The following is a 14,099-nucleotide window of genomic DNA, read 5'->3' as shown; positions in this document are numbered from 1 at the left end:
GTGAGGCGCAGCCGCCCGGGCCGCTCCTCCAGGGCGCGTCCCGCGCGGTCGAGCAGGCCGGCGGCCGTGTCCGCGCCGGCGATCTCCTCGATCACCGCGCGGTCCCGCCCGGTGACCCAGGCCGCCCGCGCGTGCGCCAGCTCGTCGGCGTGCTCGCGGAGGTAGGCCCTGGCGGGCTCGCCGGCGAACCGCGCGCGGACCCGGTTCATCCGGGCCGTCGTCTCCATGAAGCCGGCGAAGGCGTCCTCGGGCAGCCCGATCTCCTCCAGCCATCGGAGCGTGCGCTCCCGGCTGAACAGGCCGCGGCGGCGCCGGAAGTCGTCCATGGCCTCCCGCAGCTCGGCGTCGCCCACCGGCTCCTTGTCGCCGTCGATCTCCGACAGCAGGATCCGGTAGTCCGCGAGCTGCTCGTGCACCGTGCGGTCGCGGGCGCCCAGTGCGCGGAGGGCGTACAGGGCGGCGGGCACGGACAGCCCGATGCCGTCCACGCTCACGACCTGCCCGGCCGCCCAGTGGGTCGAGTGGTCGACGAGCCACGGCACGCCGTCCTCGGTCTGGGCGGAGATCGCCACCGTGCCGCCCTCGGGGTGGGCCAGCAGCAGGTCGTACCCGACCTGCCCGGTGCCCGGCGGCTCGTCCACGACGAGCTCGGCCGCCAGGGCGGGTCGCGCGGCCGACCAGGCCCGCACCTGCCGCTCGGCCTGCCCGACGTCCTGTCTGCGCCGGGGCAGCGTGCGCAGGAGCCGTACGGCGGACGCGAGGTCGCCGCCGAAGACGTCTGTCATCATGATCTTCCTTCGGTGAGCCAGCCGGCGATCGCGTCCCCGATCGGCAGCCCGGCGCGCAGCTCGACGAACGCCCACTGGCCGCTGACGTTGAGCTCGAGGAACACGTACTCGCCGTCCGGGGTGAGGATGAGGTCGACGGCCCCGTAGCTGAGCCCGAGCGAGCCGACCAGCCGCAGGCAGCGCTTCTCGACCTCCGCGGGCAGGGGATGCGGCCGGTACGCCACGCCGAGGTCCTCGTAGTGGCGCCAGTCCTGGCTGGTCAGACGTGACGACTGGGAGTCGATCTCGGCGCTGAAGACGCGGTCCCCCACGACGGTGACCCGCAGCTCGACGGCCTTGGCCAGGTTGGGCTGCAGGATCACCGGGCAGTGCCGCACGCGGTGCCGCCCGGCCAGGTCCCTGCGCTCGATCTTGGTGGTGTAGACGTGGTGGACCTCGCCGTCGATGAAGAACGGGCGGAAGTCGAGGGCCTTGGAGATCAGCCGTCCGCCCGAGCGCCGCCAGGCGGGCACGAGGTCCCCGGGATCGTTGCCGATCACCGTGTCCGGCACCGTGAACCCCAGCTCGACGGCCCGGCGCAGGTGGAGCAGCTTGTTGTCCACGCGGGCCAGGTCCTTGGGGCGGGCCGGCATCCAGCGCTCGGCGGGCATCAGCTCGTAGACGCCGTGGAGCATCTGGCGGGCCATCTGCTCCGCGTACGCCCGCTGGCTCTGGTCGGCGACGGACGGCGCCGACGGCGGGTTGGGACGCCGGTGCCAGACCGCGGTGACCTCGGCGAGGTCGTAGGTCGTTCCCCCGTGCGTCAGCGACTGCCGCCAGCCCTCCCCGGACAGGCGGGTGCCGATGAGGGTCCGCTCCGGGAAATCCGCCTCGTCCCACCACAGAAACGGCACGTCGCGCTCCGCGAGGCGGCGCACGACCATGCGCACCGAGTCGTCCCGCGGGTCACTGATGATCAACAGCATTGTGGCGTCCCTTCCCACCGGGTACGGCCGGGCGGGAGCCCGGCCGTACCCCCGGATCACATGTCCCAGCAGTCGCCGCTGCTCGACCCGTTGAGGGCGCTGCAGACGAAGCCGGACTCGGGGCGCTGGGCGCCGGCGACGATGTCGAGCTGGTCGCCGTCCAGCTCCACGGCGGCCTCGGGCAGGTCGACGATCTGAATGTTCTTGCGCACGAAAGTGCTCCTCTCTGGATTTCTTGCCGATCGCGTCGCCGTCGTGCGGCGACGAGGACGACGGTGTCAGCCCGCACTTGGCCCCCACTCGTACGCGACTTGGAGTCCGGTTGACCCGCTGCGCACGGGCCCCGTCCCCCGGGTCCCGCCTCGTGCGCGATCCCGCGCTGCGGGATGATTCACTCGTACGGGCAGTGATCGTGGACGCCGGCGCTGGAGTTCTGTGTGATCGTTCTTTCCGCGGAGGGCGTGGCCCTGGTCCTCGACGTCGCCGGGCCGCGCCCGCCCCGGGTCCTGCACTGGGGCGCCAGCCCGGGACCGCTCACGGACCTCCCTCCGGCCCCCGCCCAGGACCTCGTGCCCAGCCAGGGCGACGGCTGGTACGGACGTCCCGTGCTGGCGGGGCACCGCGACGGCGCCTGGCGGCCGCCCCGGTTCACCCTGGCCGAGCCCGTCGCGATGGACGGCCGCCGCGTCGAGGCGCGCGCCACGGACCCCGGCGCGGGGCTGGACCTGCGGACCGAAATCGAGCTCACCGGACAGGGCGTGCTGCGGATGCGGCACGAGGTGGTCAACACGGCGACCTCGCCGTACACCCTCGACCGGCTGGCCTGCCTGATGCCCGTGCCGGCCGAGGCGGCCGAGGTGCTCGACTTCACCGGCCGGTGGGCGCGGGAGCGCCACCCCCAACGGGCGCCGCTCCGGCGGGGCGTGTGGTCGCGGGAGAACCGGCGCGGCCGCACCGGGTTCGACGCGGGCCCGCTCGTGGTCGGCACCCCCGGGTTCGGGTTCCGCACGGGCGAGGTCTGGGCCGTGCACGTGGCCTGGAGCGGCGACCACGTCCACCACGTCGAACGGCTCCCCGAGGGGGACACGGTGCTCGCCGGCGCCGAACTGCTCGCGCCCGGTGAGGTGCGGCTGGGCGAGGGCGGGTCGTACCGGACGCCGTGGGTCTACTTCGCCACCTCGGACACCGGTCTCGACGGCCTGAGCCGGCGGCTGCACGCGATGCTGCGCGCCCGCGGCGGCCATCCGGGGTCGCCGCGGCCGGTGACGATGAACACCTGGGAGGCCGTCTACTTCGACCACCGCGAGGACCGGCTGCTCGCGCTCGCCGACGCGGCCGCCGAGGTCGGCGCGGAGCGGTTCGTGGTGGACGACGGCTGGTTCCGGCACCGCCGCGACGACCACGCGGGCCTGGGCGACTGGTACGTGGACGAGACCGTCTGGCCGGACGGGCTGCACGCCCTGGTGCGGCGGGTGCGGGAGCACGGCATGCAGTTCGGGCTGTGGTTCGAGCCCGAGATGTCCAACCCCGACTCCGACCTGGTCAGGGCCCACCCCGACTGGCTGCTGGCCGATCCCGGGCGGCTGCCGCGTCCCCGGCGCCACCAGCACACCCTCGACCTGGCCCGGCCGGAGGTCTACGCGTACCTCCTGGAGCGGATCGGCGCGCTCGTCGGCGAGTACGGCGTCGACTACGTCAAGTGGGACCACAACCGCGACCTGGCGGAGGCCGTCCACGACGGGATCCCGGGCACGCACGCGCAGACCGAGGCCGTCTACCGGCTCCTGGACGACCTGCGCGGCCGCTTCCCGCACCTGGAGATCGAGTCGTGCTCGTCGGGAGGCGGCCGGGCCGACCTCGGCGTCCTCGAGCGCACCGACCGGATCTGGGCCTCCGACACGATGGACCCGTTCGAGCGGCAGCGGATCCAGCGGTGGACCGGCCTGCTGATCCCGTACGAGCTGATGGGCACCCACGTCGGGTCGGAGCGGGCGCACATCACCGGCCGGGTCACCGGCCTCGGGTTCCGCGCCGCCACCGCGCTGTTCGGCCACGCCGGCATCGAGGCGGACATCACCGCGTGGACCCCCGCCGAGCGCGCCGCGCTCGCCGAGTGGGTCGCCCTACACAAGAGGCTGCGCCCGCTGCTGCACGGCGGCGAGGTGGTGCGGGTGGACCACCCGGACCCCGCGGCCTGGGTCCACGGCGTCGTCTCCCCCGGCCGCGGGCACGCCGTGTTCGCCTACGTCCAACTGGAGACCTCGGCGTCCGGGCGTCCCGCGCGGATGCGGCTGCCCGGGCTCGACCCGGACGCCGAGTACGCCGTCTCCGCCGTCCCCGGCGTCGTGTCCGGACCGCCCGGCGTCTGGCCGGAATGGGCGTCCGGAGGGGTGCGGCTCGGCGGCCGGGCCCTCGCCGTCATCGGGCTCGCCGCTCCGCTCCTCGCCGACAGCCCCGGCACCGCGTTCCTCGTCGAGGCCGTCCGCCTCTGACGCGGGGTCGCGGTGTGGGGTGTTCACCCGACGCGCGGGCCGGTTGCGCTCTCGCATACTGAGCTATTCGACCGCGTGCCGGTCGAGACCCTTAGTAAGGAGTGCGCCGCGCCATGACTCTTCCGGATCACGACGCCGCGGGTGAGAATACTTCCGGCCTTCGATCTTCACAGACCGATCCGACGGAGCAGGACATGATCCGGGTAGGGGTGGTGGACGATCATCCGATCGCCCGGCGGGGCGTGGAGCATCTCCTCCACGAGACGGGTCGCGTGAAGGTCGTGGCCGCCGCCGGGTCCATCGGCGAGCTGGCCGCCGCCATGGAGGCCGCCGAGCCCGCGGCGGATTTCGACGTCATCGTGCTCGACCTGTACCACGACGGCGGGGCGCCCTGCCTCGACGCGGTGGCGCGGCTGGCCGGGAGCTCCCGTGTGCTGGTGATGTCGGCGTCCGGGCAGCCGAAGGACGTGATGGGCGCAATCCGGGCCGGCGCCTCCGGCTACATCACCAAGCACGCCGACGACGCGATGTTCGTCGCCGCCGTCGAGACGGTCGCCGCCGGGGGTTTCGCGCTCTCGGCCCCCCTGGCGGACATCCTCCAGGCCGAGCTCGGTCCGTCCGCGGCCGCCGGGCCGGTCAAGGGGCGGCAGCCCTCCGGGGCGCGCCAGGCGGAGCTGTCGGCCCGCGAGGAGGAGACGCTGAACCTGATCGCGAGCGGGTTCACCCACGCCCAGGTGGCGACCCGCATGGGGGTGAGCAAGGCGACCGTGGAGACCTACGTGGAGCGCATCCGGGCCAAGCTCCAGATCGGCAACAAGGCCCAGCTCACGCGGGCCGCGCTGGAGCGATTAGGGGGAACGGGACCGGTATGACCTCCCCGCCCCGCGCGCCGGACGGCTTCCCCGGGCAGGGCCTCGTGTCCACGCCGGTATCCGGGGCGGCGCGAGCCGAGTCGGCCCTCGTCCTCGCGCTGTCCCTGTACCGCCTCTACGGTCTCAGCCAGGTCGCGGTGGCGGTGGTACTCGACGGCTCCCGCTACCCGCGTCCCGTCCCGGTGCTCGCGCTGGCGGCGGCCGTGTTCGCCGAGAGCCTCGCGGTGATCGCGGTCTGCGTGCGCCGCCGCGCCATCCCCTCCTGGCTCATCAGCGCCGACGTGGTCTTCTGTACCGCGGGGCTGTTCCTGTGCGCGGCGCTCACCGCCCCGGGGGACGGGCACACGTGGATCTACTTCATGTATCCCTTCACGGTCGTCACCTCGGTGGCCGTCGGCTTCGGATACCGCCGCCTCGCCGCGGTGATCGCCGCGACGCTGCTCCTGTGCGCCGGGTATGTCGCCGCGGCGACCGTCCTCCTTCACGACCCCTTCTGGAACGTCGTGCCGAACGCCGTCAGCTACCTCGCCAACACGACCGTGGGCTGGGCGGCGGCCAGGTACCTGCGCCGCAGCGGGACCGACCTCGACCGCAGCCGCGTCGACGCCGTCGAACGCGCCGACGCGCTCGCCCGGGAACGGGAGCGCGCCCGGCACGCCCGCATCCTGCACGACCGGGTGCTCCAGACGCTGGAGACGCTCGCGCGGGGCGATTGGGTCTCCGACGAGGCCTTCCGCGCCCACATCGCGGGAGAGGCCGCCTGGCTGAGGGCACTGGTGGAGGGCGTCCACGACGGCGACGGCGGCGACCTGCCGGCCGGCCTGCAGCGGCTGGTCAGGGACAAGGCGCGGACCGGGCTGCGGGTCGATCTCAACAGCGCCTCCGTACGCGACGTGGACACGTGGCCGGACCTGCTGCCGCCGGACCGGGCGGCCGCGCTCGTCGACGCGGCGAACGAGGCGCTGACCAACGTGGCCAAGCACTCCGGGGTCTCCGCCGCCACCATGCGCGTCCACCTCCACGGCGCCGAGGTCGTGGTCACCGTCCACGACCGGGGCCGCGGCTTCTCACCGGGCGAGGCGGCCGGGGGGATGGGCCTGCGGGAGTCCATCGGCCGCCGGATGCGCGAGGTGGGAGGGCACGCCCTCGTCGACAGCGCTCCGGGCGCCGGACGTTCGTCGAACTGCGGGCGCCGTGCGGCCGGGCCGGAGACCGGCCCGGCCGCACGGCGCCGGAATCCGCGGCGTCAGAAGTGTAGGTACCGGCTCGGGGCGCCGGCGGGGATCGTCCGGATGTTCAGCCGGTGCATCGGGCCCCAGTTGTACTCGTACACCTTGATGGTGCCGTCCGAGTTGACCGCCGCGACGTAGGCCACGTGGCCCTTGTCGCCGGCCCCGTTCACCTTGTCGTACCACTGGGCGATGTCACCGGCGTGGGGCGAGGTGTCCACGTACGCGCCGGTCCACATGTCGGCGTCGCCGAGCCAGTCGGGCGACTTGCTGTGCGGCATGCCGTCGGAGCGGATCGCCCAGGCGGCGAACGACACGCACTCGCCCTCGTAGTAGCCGTGCCCGTCGGCCACCCATCCGTCCACGGCGGGCCAGGGGTAGTTGTTCGGGTTGAGGCTGGAGGTGGAGCCTCCGCCGGAAGCGCAGTGCCGCACGCCGGGTGACCAGCCGTCGGTCCCCTGCGCGGGGGTGGTGATGAAGTGGTCGTACACCCAGCCGGTGCCGGCCGCGGTGGAGATGTAGTCCCAGGTGTGGCTGGTCATGTTGTCGTAGGGATCGGTGCCGCCGTTGTTGATCTGGCAGACGACGCCGACGCTGTCCCCCTCCTTCAGCCAGCGGACGACGTTGTCCACCTTCGGGGTCTTCTGCACGGCGAGGGTGCCGTCGGTCGAGAACACCTTGTAGGTGACCGGGCTCACGCAGACTCCGCTGTAGGGATCCGTGACGCACGCGGCCGACGCGGCGTGCGGCGCCAGGACGGGGACGATCGCGGCGGTCAGCACGCCGGCCGTCGTCGCGAGCAGACGTGTCCACCTGGTACGGGACATGGGGCAGCCTTTCTTCGGAGGGGGACCCCGCGACGGAGGGTCGCGGGGGATGCGCGGGCGCGGTGCGCGTCACCGGCGCCGGCGCCGCGGCGCGGAGCCGGGATGGGACGGCACAGCGCCGGTGGTGGGCCCGGCCGGCGCCGGCGGAGTCAGGACGGGCAGGCCGTCTGGAGGACGAAGCGCATGGCGTCGGCCGCGACGTAGTCGCCGGCCGGGCTCTGGTCGGTGAGGGTCACGCTGAGCCGGCCGTCGGGTCCGGCCTGGTAGACGCCCACCCGCGCCCACTGATCGGTGAAGGCGTTCTGGTCGACGTGGGCCGTCGCGGTGCCGGCCGCGCCGCTGACCAGGTACGTCGCCGCTGGGGCGTTGGAGTAGCTGTCGGGTATCAGCGCGTCGACGGCGTAGCACGCGCCGGCCCGGAGCGGCGGGCTCCACCTGGCGGTCGAGTCGGCCGCGCCCGCATGGGTGTTGGTCCACCTCATCTGGCCGATCTCGCCGTGCCCGGTGCGGGTGTACCAGCCGTGGTCGCTGCCCGGGTAGGCCGCCCCGGCCAGCGAGAAGCCGCTCCCGTCGCCCGGGCCGTACACGTTGCGGGGGTAGTGGAACGCCACCGCGGGGACCGGGGCGGGCGGCTGGACGGTCTGGAACGCGCCGTCGCCGATGTGGATGAACCCGGTGGGCCAGACCACGTGGAAGGCCGGCAGGTGGAAGCTCGTGTCGTCGGTTCCCCCCGGGCCGAGGTGGACGGTCGAGTACTGGCCGTTCTCCCGGAGGTTGTACGACTCGACGAGGATGGTGCCGTCCGGGTAGACGTCGGTGACGTAGCCGACGTGGCCCAGGGCCATTCCCGTGCCCTGGTCGCTCCACCAGGCGATCGAGCCCGGGCGCGGGGTTCCGTCCACGGCGTAGCCGTAGCCCGGCGCGACCCGCCCCCAGTCCCTCGCGTCGCCCCAGTTCGACCGTCCCGTCGGGCGGGCCGTGCCCCAGACGGGGCTGCGGTTCGCGTCGGGCGGCGTGAAGCCGGAGACGGGGATCCGGTCGGGGTTGGCCCTGGTGAGCCCGCCCAGGTTCTCGTACACCTTCCAGGCGGCGAACGAGTCGCACTGGCCGTAGAACTCGTTCCACGGGTCCGTGGGCCCCATCTGCTCGAACTGGCCCAAAGTGGCGTACGGGTAGTCGTCGCCGGCCAGCCGGGCGTGCCCGGTGACGGGGGTGGCCACGGCCCTCGCGGGGACGGCGCGGGCCGCGGCGGAGGACACCGATCCCGGATAGCCGGCGAGCAGCAGGAGCGTCGCGACGGCGAGCAGGATCACCCGCGTGGCGGCGGGTCCGGACGATCGCGGCATGGGCGACTCCAATCGATCACGTCGGTCACCGATGAGTCTTGGGCCGTCGATCAGCTCCCGTCATGTCAGGTGATGACGCGACATGTGGCGTAAAGCCAGGACATGTTTCGAGTGCCTTTGCCTGACATGACGCCGATCCGCGGGGCCGGGACACTCGGGGCGCCGGCCGCGTTCCCCCCGGCCCGCCAGGGCCGCACGGCCGGCAGGAAGAGGTGCTCCATGCTGCTGCTGAGGCTGGTCGCGCGCGTCGCCTGCGCGGCCGCGCTGGCCGCGGGAGGCCTGGTCGTCGCGGCCGGGACACCCGCACTGGCCTGCGTTCCCGACGACGTCACCGGCCAGTGCGTGCCTCCCACGCAGACCTACCACGTCGACGGCACGGACGGGACTCTGGCCGTCCAGCGCGACCCGAAGGTGGGCGACCCCGTCCGCTGGCTGCGCGAGGGCGACGCCGTGGCGGTGGTCTGCCAGATCAACAACGGCGGCGCCGACCCCGACGACGGTCTCGCCAGCCGCACCTGGGACCTGGTCGCGGGCGGCGGATGGGTGTACGACCACTTCGTCACCACCCCGCCCCAGGGCGCCGACGGATTCTCCCCCGGCGTGCGGCACTGCTCCCCCACGACCGGGAGCCCGGGCGGCGGGTACCACGTCCAGGGCACCGACGGCACGCTCACCGTCCAGGGCCGGCCGGCCGTCGACCACGTCGTCGGGTCCCTGCGGGAGGGCGACCCGGTGCAGGTCGTCTGCCAGGTCAACGACGGCGGCGCCGACCCGTACGACGGCCTCACCAGCAGGACCTGGGACAGGATCGGCGACAACCGGTGGGTCTACGACTGGTTCGTCTCCACGCCGCCCCAGGGCGCGGACGGATACTCGCCGGGCATCCCGCACTGCTCGGCCACCCAGACCCCGGGCCCTACGGGGTACCGGATCCAGGGCACGGACGGGAGCCTGTCGGTGCAGAGCCGGCCGGAGACCGGCCACGTCGTCGCCACCCTCCGCGAGGGTGCCGCGGTCAGCGTGATCTGCCAGGTCAACAACGGCGGCGCCGACCCGTACGACGGCCTCACCAGCAGGACGTGGGACAAGATCGGCGACAACCGGTGGGTCTACGACTGGTTCGTCTCCACGCCTCAGCAGGGCACGGACGGCTTCTCACCGGGTGTCCCGCACTGCGACTCGGCCCAGCCGCCCGCCGTCGACACCTCCGTGCCGTTCGTCGCGCTCGGCGACTCCTACGCCGCCGGCCTCGGCACCTACGACCACTCCGGCTTCTCCGGCGACAACTGCGACCGCTCGGACAAGACGTACTCGATGGTGGCCGCGAACAGCGGCCTGCCCACCTGGCTGGGCGGCGCCAAGCCGGTGATCCTCGCCTGTTCGGAGGCCAGGACCGGCGTCCTGACGCAGGTCTTCAAGGGCCACCCGCCGCAGATCGACCAGACGGGCGGTTCCAGCCCCCTCGGCGCGAAGACCCGGCTGGTCACCCTCACCCTCGGCGGCAACGACGTCGACTTCGCCGGCATCCTGAACCGCTGCATGGGCTCGCCCACCATCAACTCCTGTTTCGGCGCCGAGCTCGACAAGGCCGACGCGTTCATCGACGACTTCGAGTGGACGCTGGTCGCCACCTACGACGCGGTGCGAATCGCGGCCCCCAAGGCGCACGTCGTGGTGCTGACCTACCCGCAGATCTTCCCCGAGACCGGGCCGTTCTACTGCGGGCTGTCCCTCGGTGTCATCGACGTGATCAGCGACACCACGCTGAAGCGCATCCGGGGCACGTGGTCGCGTCTCAACGCCGTCATCAAGGCCGCGGCCGCCGTCGCGGGGGTCTCGGTCCTGGACGTCGAGGACGCGTTCAAGGGTCACGACTTCTGCGCCGGCAGCCCCTACGCCAACGGGCTCCCGCTGTCCTGGCCGCCGGACAAGGAGTCCTACCACCCCACGGTCGCGGGCTACGCCGAGGAGGGCCGCCGGCTGGCCGACCTCGTCAGGAGCACCTGGCCGTAGGCGATCGCACGACGCCGGGTGGTCCTCCGAGCCGCCCGGCGTCGCGCCGTCCCGGCGGGCGACCGTCGTACGGGGTCATCTGCCGGCGAGGGCCAGGTAGCGGTCGTCGCCGTCGTGGAACGCGAGCAGGGCCCAGCCCGCGGCCTCCAGCAGGGGGCGGAGGTTGGGCTCCGCGCGCACGTCGTCGGGGGTGAGCGTGCGGCCGCGCCGCGCCGCCAGGACGGCGCGGCCGACCGGGTGGAACAGCGCCAGCCTGCCCCCGGGGCGGGTCACCCGGGCGAGTTCGGCCAGCACCTCGGCCGGCTGCGGGACGTGCGAGATCAACCCCGACGCCAGCACGCCGTCGGCCACGCCGTCGCAGAGCGGGAGCCGTCCGACGTCGGCGATCAGCAGGGCCCCGTGGGCGCCCCGGCCGCGGTCGCGGGCCGACCAGATCATCTCCGGCGTGACGTCGACGCCCACGACGTGCCCGGACGGGCCGACGGCGGCGCGCAGCGGGAGGAAGGCGCGGCCGGTGCCGCACCCGGCGTCCAGGGCCACGCCGCCCGCCGGGAGGGCGAGGCCGGCGACGGCCGCGGCGAAGGCCGGGCCGTCGTCCGGGTACTTCTCCTCCCAGGTGGCCGCCTTGGCCGCGAAGAAGGCCCTGGTCTCGTCGAGGGATCGCTCGTTCATGCCGTGCCTCCTCGTGCGGCGAGTGGGGTGAAGGGCAGGGGGACGGGCGCGCTCACGGGAGGCCGACGACGAGGCGGAGGGATCCGCGGAACTCCGGCTGCCCGCGCAGGTGGCCGAACCGGCGGCGCTCGGCGGCGATCAGCTCGGGCACGTACTCGGCCAGCCAGATCAGGTCGAGCGCGTCGCCGTCGAAGGTGAGCACGACGACCGGGCCGCGGGTGACGCGGCGCAGCTCGCTCAGCCCCCTGTCCGGGTCCGCCCACTGGTGCACGGTGATCGAGGCCAGCGCCGCGTCGAACGCGCCGTCGTCGAACGGCAGGCGCTCGGCGGCGGCGTCGAGCGCGGGCACCCGGTGCGCCGGGCGCTGCGCCCGCATGACCGCCGAGGGCTCGACGGCCACGACGTAGCGGTCGTCGGGCTCGTACGACCCGGCGCCCGCGCCGACGTTGATCAGGCTGCGGCCCTCCCCGATCGCCGCGTGGACCCGGGCAGCGATCCGCGGATCGGTCCTGCGCTGGACGGCGTACCCGTGACCGTGGGCGTCATAGTCGACGTCACCGGCGCGGACGGTCGTCATGCGACGCTCCCTTCCGTCGTCCCGGGCGCGGCGTACGGCGCCCCGGGCAGGAGGCCGCGCCGCGCGCCGGCAGTGAGCGGCGCCGGCGAGACCGGATGGGCGGCCAGGTGAGTGGGCGTCACATGCCACACCCTAGTTCCACCTTCACAGGAGCCACGGCCCCGGTCACGCGTCGAGCACGGCGAGGTCCAGGCCGCGGAGCCGGTCCGGATCGGCGATGATGTCGATCGCCGTGATCCGGCCGTCCGCGATCGCGAAGCCCAGGGCCAGGGAGAGCCTTCCCCGCGGCGCCATCACGAGACCGACCGAGCCGTTCACCAGCGCCGGCTGGGTGAACCTGGCCCGCGTGGAGGCGAGGAACGCGCCCTTCGCGACCGACCGCGCGCCGCGGAGCACGACCGGCGCCGGGGTCGGCCCGACCGCCGCGTCGGCGTGCAGCGCCACCTCGGGGTGGAGCAGGGCCACGAGGGCCTCGAAGTCGCCGCCGCGGGACGCGGCCAGGAAGGCGTCCACGACCCGCCGCTGCCGGACGAGGTCGGCGTCGGGCACCGCCGGCTCCCCGCGGACCCGGCGGCGGGCTCGGCTCGCGAGCTGGCGCGCCGCGGCCGGGGACCGTTCGATCATCGGGCCGATCTCGTCGAACGGCACCGCGAACATGTCGTGCAGCACGAAGGCGATCCGCTCGGACGGCGTCAGCGTGTCGAGCACGACCAGCAGAGCCAGGCCCACCGAGTCGGCCAGGACGGCCTCCTGCTCCGGGTCGCCGCCGCCCGCCATCGGATCAGGCCGCCCGTCGAGCGGGTCCTCACGCCGGTGCGCGCGCGTGCGCAGCATGTTCAGGCACACGCGGGCCACCACCGTGGTCAGCCAGGCGCCGAGGTCGTCCACGCCGCCGTCTCCGGCGCGGCTGACGCGCAGCCAGGCGTCCTGCACGGCGTCGTCCGCCTCGCTCGACGAGCCCAGCATCCGGTAGGCCACCGCGCGCAGCCGCGCCCGGTGCTCCTCGAAACGCTCCGCCAGCCGATCGCGCTCGTCCACGTCGTCACATTCCTTTCCCGCGCGGTGTCCCAGCGGTAGACCCACCGAATCCGGCGGATGTGACCGAGGGCGCGGCTCCCGGTCCGAAGGAGGACATATGACATCGCTCGTTCTGGTCACCGGGGGCACGGGCACCCTCGGGCGTCTCGTCGTGCCGGCCCTGCGGGACGCCGGACACGCGGTCCGGGTGCTCAGCCGCCGGGCCCGCGATTCCGGGGACGGCGTGGACCACGTGACCGGCGACCTGCTCACGGGCGCGGGGGTCGAGCCGGCCGTGGACGGCGCGGAGGTGATCGTCCACCTGGCGGGCGGCCCGAAGGGCGACGACGAGGCCACCCGGAACCTCGTGCGGGCGGCGTCGCGGGCCGGCGTCCGGCACCTGGTGTACATCTCGGTCATCGGCGCGGACCGCGTCCCGCTGGGCTACTTCCGCGCCAAGCTGGGCGCGGAGCAGGCCGTGGCCGCGTCCGGCCTGCCGTGGACGACGCTGCGGGCCGCCCAGTTCCACGACCTGGTCCTGAAGGTGGTGCGGCAGATGGCCAGGCTGCCCGTGGTGCCCGTCCCCGGCGGCCTCCGCTTCCAGCCGGTCGACGCGCGCGACGTGGCCGACCGGCTCGTCGGCCTGACGCTCGGCGAGCCGTCCGGTCTCGTGCCCGACCTCGCCGGGCCCCGGGTGTACGGCCTGGGCGACCTGGTGCGCGGCTACCTCGCGGCCGCCGGCCGCCGGCGTCCCACGCTGCCGGTGCGGATGCCGGGGAAGGCCGGCCGCGTCTACCGGGCCGGGGGGAACCTGTCCCTCGAAGGCGCCGATCTGGGGGGGCGGACCTGGGAGGAGTTCCTGGCCGAGCGCCTCCGGTGACCGCTCCCGCGGCCGCCCCCGCGGCGAAGCCCCCTGCTCCCGCGGTGGCGGCGCGGCGTGGGCGCTCACGGCGCGGTTCGGCGGCCGTCCCCGTCCCGGGGGCCTGCGGCCGCCGTCTGGAACAGGGCGACGGTCCTCGTGCCGATTTTGAATGATCCGCGCGGGACCAGACCGTCGGCGCCGTCGGCGCGCGGCGGCCGGCGGCCCCTGACCGCCACCGCGATCACGGCGCCCTCGGGCAGCACCGCGCCCAGCGTGCGGAGCATGCCCGCGGCGCCGCTCTCGCCGTCCGGTCCGAGCCAGGACGTCTGCTCGCCGTACGGCACGTCGGTGACGACCACGCCGGGACGGCGTCCGCCGAGCACCTCCCGCAGCCCGCCGGCGTCGAACACGTCGGCGCGGCGCGCCTCGGCGGGCAGGT

At 74.2% G+C, this 14,099-nt stretch carries 12 protein-coding genes and 2 pseudogenes; 5 read left to right on the top strand and 9 right to left on the bottom strand.

Going from position 1 to position 14,099, the window contains the following annotated elements; all coding sequences use genetic code 11:
• From MPTA5024_RS37720 to MPTA5024_RS41680, 3 genes are all read right to left on the bottom strand, one after another.
• On the bottom strand, positions 1–788 hold a 788-nt coding region (locus MPTA5024_RS37720), incomplete at its 3' end, for a TIGR04500 family putative peptide maturation system protein (protein ID WP_157099957.1).
• Complete coding sequence (locus MPTA5024_RS37715) at positions 785–1,753, bottom strand: MvdC/MvdD family ATP grasp protein (protein WP_036333268.1); 969 nt, start codon at positions 1,751–1,753, stop codon at positions 785–787. The genes MPTA5024_RS37720 and MPTA5024_RS37715, both read right to left, overlap by 4 nt.
• 56 nt (positions 1,754–1,809) lie before the next feature.
• Positions 1,810–1,965, bottom strand: a complete 156-nt coding sequence (locus MPTA5024_RS41680; protein WP_157099945.1) for a hypothetical protein — start codon at positions 1,963–1,965, stop codon at positions 1,810–1,812.
• Between the two features lie 225 nt (positions 1,966–2,190).
• Here MPTA5024_RS41680 and MPTA5024_RS37710 point away from each other — a divergent pair, with 225 nt between their 5' ends.
• The 3 genes and pseudogenes from MPTA5024_RS37710 to MPTA5024_RS44565 form a co-directional block, all read left to right on the top strand.
• Positions 2,191–4,245, top strand: a complete 2,055-nt coding sequence (locus tag MPTA5024_RS37710; RefSeq protein ID WP_036333266.1) for an alpha-galactosidase — start codon at positions 2,191–2,193, stop codon at positions 4,243–4,245.
• A 194-nt stretch (positions 4,246–4,439) separates the two neighbouring features.
• Positions 4,440–5,117, top strand: a complete 678-nt coding sequence (locus tag MPTA5024_RS37705) for a LuxR C-terminal-related transcriptional regulator (RefSeq protein WP_036333264.1) — start codon at positions 4,440–4,442, stop codon at positions 5,115–5,117.
• Positions 5,114–6,277 (top strand): annotated as a pseudogene (locus MPTA5024_RS44565) (sensor histidine kinase); the annotation flags it as partial. The gene MPTA5024_RS37705 and the pseudogene MPTA5024_RS44565, both read left to right, overlap by 4 nt.
• An 86-nt stretch (positions 6,278–6,363) precedes the next feature.
• On the opposite strand, the gene MPTA5024_RS40475 reads toward MPTA5024_RS44565, so the two are convergent.
• Both MPTA5024_RS40475 and MPTA5024_RS37695 read right to left on the bottom strand, forming a co-directional pair.
• Positions 6,364–7,173 carry a CHAP domain-containing protein gene (locus MPTA5024_RS40475; protein ID WP_084370335.1) on the bottom strand — a complete coding sequence of 270 codons (810 nt, stop codon included), beginning with the start codon at positions 7,171–7,173 and terminating at the stop codon, positions 6,364–6,366.
• A 149-nt stretch (positions 7,174–7,322) separates the two neighbouring features.
• Positions 7,323–8,519, bottom strand: a complete 1,197-nt coding sequence (locus MPTA5024_RS37695; protein ID WP_036333262.1) for a golvesin C-terminal-like domain-containing protein — start codon at positions 8,517–8,519, stop codon at positions 7,323–7,325.
• Between the two features lie 219 nt (positions 8,520–8,738).
• On the opposite strand from MPTA5024_RS37695, the gene MPTA5024_RS37690 reads away from it, so the two are divergent.
• On the top strand, positions 8,739–10,532 hold the full coding sequence (locus tag MPTA5024_RS37690; RefSeq protein ID WP_198167657.1) for a GDSL-type esterase/lipase family protein: 1,794 nt from the start codon (positions 8,739–8,741) through the stop codon (positions 10,530–10,532).
• Between the two features lie 75 nt (positions 10,533–10,607).
• Here the strand turns inward: MPTA5024_RS37690 and MPTA5024_RS37685 are convergent, their stop codons facing one another.
• The 3 genes from MPTA5024_RS37685 to MPTA5024_RS37675 all read right to left on the bottom strand — a co-directional run bounded on the left by MPTA5024_RS37685 (position 10,608) and on the right by MPTA5024_RS37675 (position 12,819).
• Complete coding sequence (locus MPTA5024_RS37685) at positions 10,608–11,204, bottom strand: class I SAM-dependent methyltransferase (protein WP_036333259.1); 597 nt, start codon at positions 11,202–11,204, stop codon at positions 10,608–10,610.
• 52 nt (positions 11,205–11,256) lie between these two features.
• Positions 11,257–11,781: a class I SAM-dependent methyltransferase gene (locus MPTA5024_RS37680; protein ID WP_084370334.1), complete on the bottom strand. Its 525-nt coding sequence runs from the start codon at positions 11,779–11,781 to the stop codon at positions 11,257–11,259.
• A gap of 165 nt (positions 11,782–11,946) precedes the next feature.
• Complete coding sequence (locus MPTA5024_RS37675) at positions 11,947–12,819, bottom strand: sigma-70 family RNA polymerase sigma factor (protein ID WP_036333258.1); 873 nt, start codon at positions 12,817–12,819, stop codon at positions 11,947–11,949.
• A gap of 97 nt (positions 12,820–12,916) precedes the next feature.
• Between MPTA5024_RS37675 and MPTA5024_RS37670 the strand changes: the two genes are divergently transcribed.
• Positions 12,917–13,678, top strand: a complete 762-nt coding sequence (locus tag MPTA5024_RS37670; RefSeq protein WP_036333257.1) for an SDR family oxidoreductase — start codon at positions 12,917–12,919, stop codon at positions 13,676–13,678.
• 65 nt (positions 13,679–13,743) lie between these two features.
• Here MPTA5024_RS37670 and MPTA5024_RS41675 read toward each other — a convergent pair.
• Positions 13,744–14,099 (bottom strand): annotated as a pseudogene (locus MPTA5024_RS41675) (hypothetical protein); the annotation flags it as partial.

It is taken from the genome of Microbispora sp. ATCC PTA-5024 (genome assembly GCF_000511135.2).
Taxonomy (GTDB): Bacteria; Actinomycetota; Actinomycetes; order Streptosporangiales; family Streptosporangiaceae; genus Microbispora; species Microbispora corallina.
The sequence above is the reverse complement of the archived record's forward strand: the minus strand, read 5'-3'. Positions and strand labels throughout refer to the sequence as shown.